Annotated in this window: 2 protein-coding genes; both read left to right on the top strand. The window is 57.5% G+C overall.

All coding sequences use genetic code 11. The features are described from left to right. The first annotated feature begins 14 nt into the window (after window positions 1–14). Window positions 15–107, top strand: a complete 93-nt coding sequence (priC, locus tag GYB81_RS25105; protein WP_368854862.1) for a primosomal replication protein PriC — start codon at window positions 15–17, stop codon at window positions 105–107. A 12-nt stretch (window positions 108–119) separates the two neighbouring features. Then, window positions 120–296: a pleiotropic regulatory protein RsmS gene (rsmS, locus tag GYB81_RS23705; protein ID WP_022650501.1), complete on the top strand. Its 177-nt coding sequence runs from the start codon at window positions 120–122 to the stop codon at window positions 294–296. Window positions 297–320 lie beyond the last annotated feature (24 nt).

The raw sequence follows: 320 nt of genomic DNA, 5'->3' as shown, positions 1-320 counted from the left end.
AGCAGCAGTTATTAATGCGTGAAATCAGCGCGCTGGAAGGCCGCATCGTCCGCTGCCGTCAGGCGCTGGATGAGATTGAACGCGTCATTGAACGCCTGACCCGTTAACAGGAGCCGCTGATGTCACTGGAAAATGCCCCCGATGAGGTCAAACTGGCCGTCGATTTAATTATGCTGCTGGAGAATCATGCGATCCCGGCTGAGACGGTGCTGAAAGCGCTGGAGATTGTGCGGCGGGATTTTGAGGGGAAACTTCCCCCTCACCCTGCCCTCTCCCCAGAGGGGAGAGGGAAATAATTCAGGCGGGAGTCGGGTCGTCCC

Source organism: Pseudomonas yangonensis, assembly GCF_009932725.1.
Classification (GTDB): domain Bacteria; phylum Pseudomonadota; class Gammaproteobacteria; order Pseudomonadales; family Pseudomonadaceae; genus Aquipseudomonas; species Aquipseudomonas yangonensis.
This window is presented reverse-complemented; position numbering and strand designations above follow the sequence as displayed.

Bases quoted from the DNA above. Each gene is read 5' to 3' on its own strand.
- priC (WP_368854862.1), top strand. From the start codon at position 15: ATGCGTGAAATCAGCGCGCTGGAAGGCCGCATCGTCCGCTGCCGTCAG.
- rsmS (WP_022650501.1), top strand. From the start codon at position 120: ATGTCACTGGAAAATGCCCCCGATGAGGTCAAACTGGCCGTCGATTTA.